Raw genomic sequence first — 6,228 nt, 5'->3', positions numbered from 1 at the left:
TCGTAGCGATAAACCTCGCGCTCACCCACGGCATTGGTCGCACACACCAGTCGGCCACCGTCGTCATAGGCGTAGGACACAACGTTGTGTTCGGTCACCCAGGTGAAGGCTTCATGGCCTTTGGCGCGCTGAACCTGATAGTCCACCGCCACAATGCGCCCAAGCTCATAGCGCAAGAACAGCGAGCGGCCGACGCCGTTATCCAAGCGTTCAATGCGCCCCGAGCGATCCCGCACAATGCGCAGCCGGTTGTCGTACGCATCGCTGATGGCGGTGAGCACACCGTCACGAAAGTGGTAGAAGCGCGACGCCTGGGCCAGCACTAACTCATCGGGCGAAGACCCCAAGTAGATCGCCGCCTCGGCCAGGCTGTTGGTGATTGCGGGCCGCGATTCAGTGGGCAGTGGAAATTCAGTAGAGCGGTTTTCATGATCGGTCCACACCACCGAATCGCCATCAACGACAAGCCTGTGCGCCAGCGCATGGCTCCAGCCAAATCCCAACCCACAATCCACTTCCACGGCACTGGTGCGGTACAGCCGCGTCCAGTCAAACGGCAACACGCCATCCAGCGTGCCATCGGTCAGCGTCAGCAACTCCTCGCCAGTGACCATCGACACCGGGCAGCCATGGGAAGCGGTCTTGTCCGCCGGGGCCGAGGCCTCTCCGTTGAGGTTTTTCCCCGAGACCGGCACATCGTCGACAGTCTCCTGCCTGACCAGTACGGTGCGCTGCGTCGCCTTGTCCCGCACTGCCGACACGGGGTTGGAGACCAACTGATCGCCAGCTTTCAACAGCCCAACCGGCACCGTTTTGATCGGTGTCGGCGCGCTGCCGAGCAAAACCGGCTTAGCCATCTCGACGTGATCATCCACACCAGATTTGCCGAATTGCCCAGCCATCTGTTCCAGCCAGCGCCGCGCACGACGGGTCTTGATCGCGCCCAGCACCTTCGTGCTCATGCCTATTGCCAGGCCCATCCCGCCTATGGCGCGGCACAGCAACAGATTGATCAGGACCTCGGCGCTGATCTCCCCCAGCAATTCGTTCATGTACGGCGCTGGCAGCATGCGTATCCAACTGACCATGGCCGCCAGGTAGATAAACAACAGTGGCTCATCGCTGAGTACCAGCAGGCCTTTGGCGAGGGCTTCGGTGCTGACTTTCAGCAGCTGTTCGAACTCAGACTGGGACAGGTAGTGCAGCAGTTTTTCCGCATGGGCCAAGGGGTCGCTCAACCATTGAAACAGCTGCTTGAGGTCGTCCCAGAGCGAGTAGAGCGCGTTACCAAAGCCTCGGGCATAGGCGTGGTGCAATGTCAGGTAGCGCTTGAGGAAGTTTGCTTCGGAGTAACCCTTCCACAGTGGCTTGAAAGTGGTGTGCCACTCTGCGCGCAGCCAGTCTTCCAACGGTGCGATGAGCGACTGATACGAGGCGTACAGCGCCTTGAAGTGCGCCTTGGAGACATCGGGGTAGAAGTTGACCCGGTATTGCTGGTTGCGATCACACTCGGTGATTTCCAGAATGCCACTGGGCCCGATGGTGTGATGAATCGGCTCGCCCAATGGCCCGCCGTCAGGATCGACGCGCTGTACGATCACCGGGGTATTGCCAATCGGCACGAAACGCGAACTCTGGAACATATGCATCAGGGTCAGGGTACCGTTGGCTTGGCAGGTGGCGACGGTGCTGCTGGGCAGGATCGAGCGGTTGATCGGCGCCACGAGCGCCACTTCATTGCCGACCTTGAAGACCTGCTCGATATCGAGCGCCGAAAAGCTGAAAAAGCTCTCAGCCCAATCGTCGTAATGGTTTAGGCAGCGCTTGAAGTCGCTGATGACCGACTCGACGTCGCGGGTCTTTGAATCCATGGCGGCCAATACCAGCAGACCGATGGTCTGGCTGGTCACGGCGATCAAGAGGCAACCCCGAAAGACAGGGTTCTAACGCAAAGAAACATCGGCAATCCCTCGCACTGTGTATTCAGGCGAGGGACTTTGCAGAGGTTTTCAGGGGAGGGGAGTAGAGCTTATCCGGCGCTTGTGTGGGATGTTTCGACGGCTTCTGTCTGCTTGCGCCCCAGCACCAGGCTGCACAGTGCCGGCAGGAACAACAGCGTCAACACGGTGCCCACCGACACCCCGCCAATCAGCACATACGCCAGGGACGACCAGAACACCGAGAACGTCAGCGGGATGAAGGCCAGCGCCGCCGCCAGCGCGGTGAGGATCACCGGCCTGGCTCGTCGCACGGTGGCTTCGACGATCGCCTCGCGAATCGCCATGCCCTGTTCCTGGTTCTGGCGAATCTGGTCGGTGAAGATCAGCGTGTTGCGCATCAGAATCCCGCCGATGCCGATCAAGCCCAGGATTGCGTTGAACCCGAACGGCTGGTTGAACAACAGCAACGTCGGCACCGCGCCGATCAACCCCAAAGGCGCGGTGGCGAACACCATGAACATCACGCCGAACGAGCGCACCTGGAACATGATCACCGTGAGGGTCAGCAGGATCATGATCGGGAACAGCGCCGCCAGCGCGACGTTGGCTTTGGCGCTTTCCTCCACCGGGCCGCCGATGTCGATCCGGTAGCCGGCAGGCAGCTTGGCGATCAGTGGTTGCAGGTCCTTGTACACGGCCATTTCCACGTCGGGCGGTTGCACGCTGTCGATGATATCGGCGCGTACTTCCACGGTGGTCGCACGGTTGCGGCGCTTGAGGATCGGCTCTTCCATCACGGCCTGGAACTGCCCGACCTGGGCCAGCGGTACCGAAGTGCCGGCGCTGTTGGTCAGGGTCATGTTGTTGAGGTTGCCGAGGTTCTCGCGCTGGCTGCCCTGGGCGCGGGCGACCACGGCAACGGTGCGGTTGCCTTCGCGCACTTCGGTGATCGGGTTGCCGCTGAGCAACGCGTTAAGCTGGGACTTGACCTCATTGGGGGTGAAACCCAGCAGGCGCAGGCGATCTTGATCCAGGACCAGGCGATAAGTGCTGGTGCGCTCGCCCCAGTCGAGGAAGGCTTCCTTGGTCAGCTTGTTGGCGGCCACCACACGACGCACCTCTTCGGACACGCCGCGCAGCACATCCACATCCGGCCCGGACACGCGGAACACCACCGGGAACGGCACCGGCGGGCCGAACAGCAACTGCGTCACGCGCACACGGGCCGCCGGAAATTCACCGGCGGCGATGCGCTCACGCATGCGCAATTTCAACGCATCGCGAGCATGCGAATCCGGGGTCTGCACGATCAGCTTGGCGAAAGCCGGGTCGGGTAATTCCGGGTTCAGCGACAGGAAAAACCGTGGCGCGCCGCCGCCCACATAAGTGTCCACCAGGCTGGTTTGCGGCTCTTGCAACAGGGCTTTTTCCAACTGCGCCGCCACCGCCTCGGTGGCTTTGAACGCGCTGCCGGGCGGCATGTACACCTCAAGAATCAACTCGGAACGGTCGGAGTTGGGGAAGAACTGTTTCTTCACCACGGCCATGCCCAGCCCGCACAGTACAAAGGCTGCGACCACAAGGCCGGTTACCAGCCAGCGCCCACGTACGCAGGCTTCGACCAAGCTACGCAGTTTGCGGTAGTAGCGCCCGGCGTAGATCGCGTCATGGCCACCGGGCACCGGTTTGATCTGCGGCAGCAGCTTCACGCCCAGGTACGGTGTGAATACCACCGCCACCAGCCAGGAGGAAATCAATGCAAAGCCGACAATCCAGAAAATATTGCCGGCGTATTCCCCCGCGGCCGAGCGGGCAAACCCCACCGGCAGAAAGCCGATAATCGTCACCAGGGTGCCGGTGAGCATCGGCGCGGCGGTGGAACTCCAGGCGAAGGTGGCGGCGTGAATCCGATCGAAACCTTCCTCCAGTTTCACCACCATCATTTCAATGGCGATGATCGCGTCATCCACCAGCAAGCCCAGGGAAATGATCAGCGCACCCAGGGTGATACGGTCGAACTCACGCCCAGTGAGCAGCATGATCACGAACACCACCGACAAGGTCAGCGGCACCGCAGCCGCCACTACCAACCCCACGCGAAATCCCAGGGCCAACAGGCTGATCACCATGACCACGGCCAGCGCGACGAAGAATTTCAGCATGAATTCATTGACCGCCAGGCTGATGTTTTTCGCCTGGTCGGAGACCTTGGCGAAGTTCACGCCCAGCGGCAGGTCGGCCTGGATCCTGGCTTCCTCGGCCTTGAGACTTTTGTCCAGCTCCAGGCCGTTCCAGTGTTTCTCCATGATCACGCCGAGCATCAGCGCCGGGTCGCCCTGGTGGCGGATGCGGTAGCTGGGCGGGTCTTCATACCCGCGGCTGACGCTGGCCACATCGGCGATGCGCAGCACACGTCCGTTGGCTTCCAGCGGTACGTTTTCAATCAGCGACAGGCTGTCAAAGGCGCCATCGATGCGGATATAGGCGCGCGCGCCGGCAGTTTCCACAAAGCCGGACGGCGCCACTGCGTTTTGTGCGGCGAGGGCGGCGAAGATCTGGTCCGGCTTGATGCCCAGGGTTGCCAGGCGCTCATAGGAAAACTCGACAAACACCCGTTGTGCCTGCTCACCGAGGATATTGACCTTCTTCACCCCCGGTAGGTCCAGCAACTGCTGGCGTAGCGTTTCGGCCATCTGCACCTGCTGGCGGTGGGGCAGGTGCTCGGCTTCCAGGGCGTACAAGGCGAAGTACACATCGGAATATTCGTCGTTGAAGAACGGCCCGACCACGCCATTGGGCAGTTTGGCGGCTTCATCGCTGAGCTTTTTGCGGGCCTGGTAGAACAGGTCCTGGAGCTCGCCGGGGGGCGTGGACTCCTTGAAGGTCATGCGCATCGACACGAAACCCGGCTGGGCGATGGTCTCGACGCGGTCGTAGTAGTCCAGTTCCTGCAGGCGCTTTTCCAGGCGGTCGGCCACCTGTTCCTGCATTTCCCGGGCGGTTGCGCCGGGCCAGGCGGCGCTGATGGTCATGACCTTGACGGTAAACGACGGGTCTTCGGCGCGCCCCAGTTTGCCGAACGAGAACACCCCGGCGGCGAGGATCGCGATGATCAGGAACAGCGTGACCGCACGGTGTTTCACGGCCAATTCGGAAAGGTTGATGCCGCGCATATTCAATGGTCCTGCTGACGGTTGAGGGCCAGGGCTTGGGCCGGCAGCAAGCGCACCGCGTCACCCTCGTGCAACAGGTGCGCGCCGAGGGCGACGATGATTTGCCCGGGGCTCACGCCACTGTCGAGCAGGGCATCTTCCTGCCCGAGACTGGCGACTTGCACCGGGGCGAAGCGGACCTTGTCGTTATCACCGATCACCCACACGCCGCTGCCATGCCCGGCGTCCAGCAGCGCGCCGATCGGCACGCGGGTTTGCTGGGCCTGGCCGCTGCCTTGCAGGCGCACGGTGATGGTGGAACCGAGCGCGAAACGCTCGACGCCGCCATGCAGCACGAAGCGGGCGCGGTAGGTGCGGGTGACCGGGTCGGCACTGGCGGACAACTCCCGCAGGGTGGCCGTGAGGGCTTGTTCCGGGGCGCCGAAGGGGAACGCCAAGGCCTTTTGCGAGGCTTGGTCGCGCTGGGTTTCCGGCAGGTTGACGATGGCTTCACGGGCGCCATCGTGGGCCAGCCGCGCGACGATTTGCCCTTCGGCGACCACCTGGCCGCGATCCACGCGCACGTCGGTGATGATGCCGTCACCGTCGGCCTTGAGTACCGAGTAGGTGCGCCGGTTTTCGATCTGGCTGGCATCCGATTGCGCCGCAGCCAACTCGGCTTCGGCGACGCGCAGGTTGGTCGCCGACTGGTCGAAAATCTGCCGCGACACGGCGCCGGTACTGGCCAGGCGCTGGTAGCGGTTCTCGTCGTCACGGCGTTGGCGCAGCTGCGCCTGGGCGGCGTTGACGCGGTTTTTCGCCGAGCGCAGGGCCAGTTCGAAATCGCCGATATCCAGTACCAGCAGCGTATCGCCACGCGAGACATGCTGGCCGGGGTCGACCTTGCGTTCAATGACCTTGCCGCCCACCCGGAAGCCCAGGTCGCTTTCGGTACGGGCCGCCACCACGCCGGTGTAGGCGCTTTGCTGGGTGCCGGCGGCCTCGACCTTGGCCGCCAATACCGGGCGGGGCACGGGCACTTCGGCGGCGGTATCGGCCTTGCTGTTGCAACCGGCGAGGACGCTCAGCAAGGCCAGGGGGGTGAGAAGACGCAGGGCTAGAGGGTTCATGATGGG

General features: G+C 62.7%; 3 protein-coding genes. All 3 read right to left on the bottom strand.

Annotated elements, in window-relative coordinates:
* The coding region (locus DK870_RS28035) for a DUF6531 domain-containing protein (protein WP_256679941.1) at nucleotides 1-1,871 on the bottom strand (1,871 nt) is incomplete at its 3' end.
* A gap of 158 nt (nucleotides 1,872-2,029) precedes the next feature.
* On the bottom strand, nucleotides 2,030-5,113 hold the full coding sequence (locus DK870_RS28030; protein ID WP_161550310.1) for an efflux RND transporter permease subunit: 3,084 nt from the start codon (nucleotides 5,111-5,113) through the stop codon (nucleotides 2,030-2,032).
* A gap of 2 nt (nucleotides 5,114-5,115) precedes the next feature.
* Nucleotides 5,116-6,222, bottom strand: a complete 1,107-nt coding sequence (locus DK870_RS28025) for an efflux RND transporter periplasmic adaptor subunit (protein WP_161550309.1) — start codon at nucleotides 6,220-6,222, stop codon at nucleotides 5,116-5,118.
* Between the last annotated feature and the right edge of the window lie 6 nt (nucleotides 6,223-6,228).

It is taken from the genome of Pseudomonas sp. Q1, from assembly GCF_009935975.1.
GTDB classification, from domain to species: domain Bacteria; phylum Pseudomonadota; class Gammaproteobacteria; order Pseudomonadales; family Pseudomonadaceae; genus Aquipseudomonas; species Aquipseudomonas palleroniana.
This window is presented reverse-complemented; position numbering and strand designations above follow the sequence as displayed.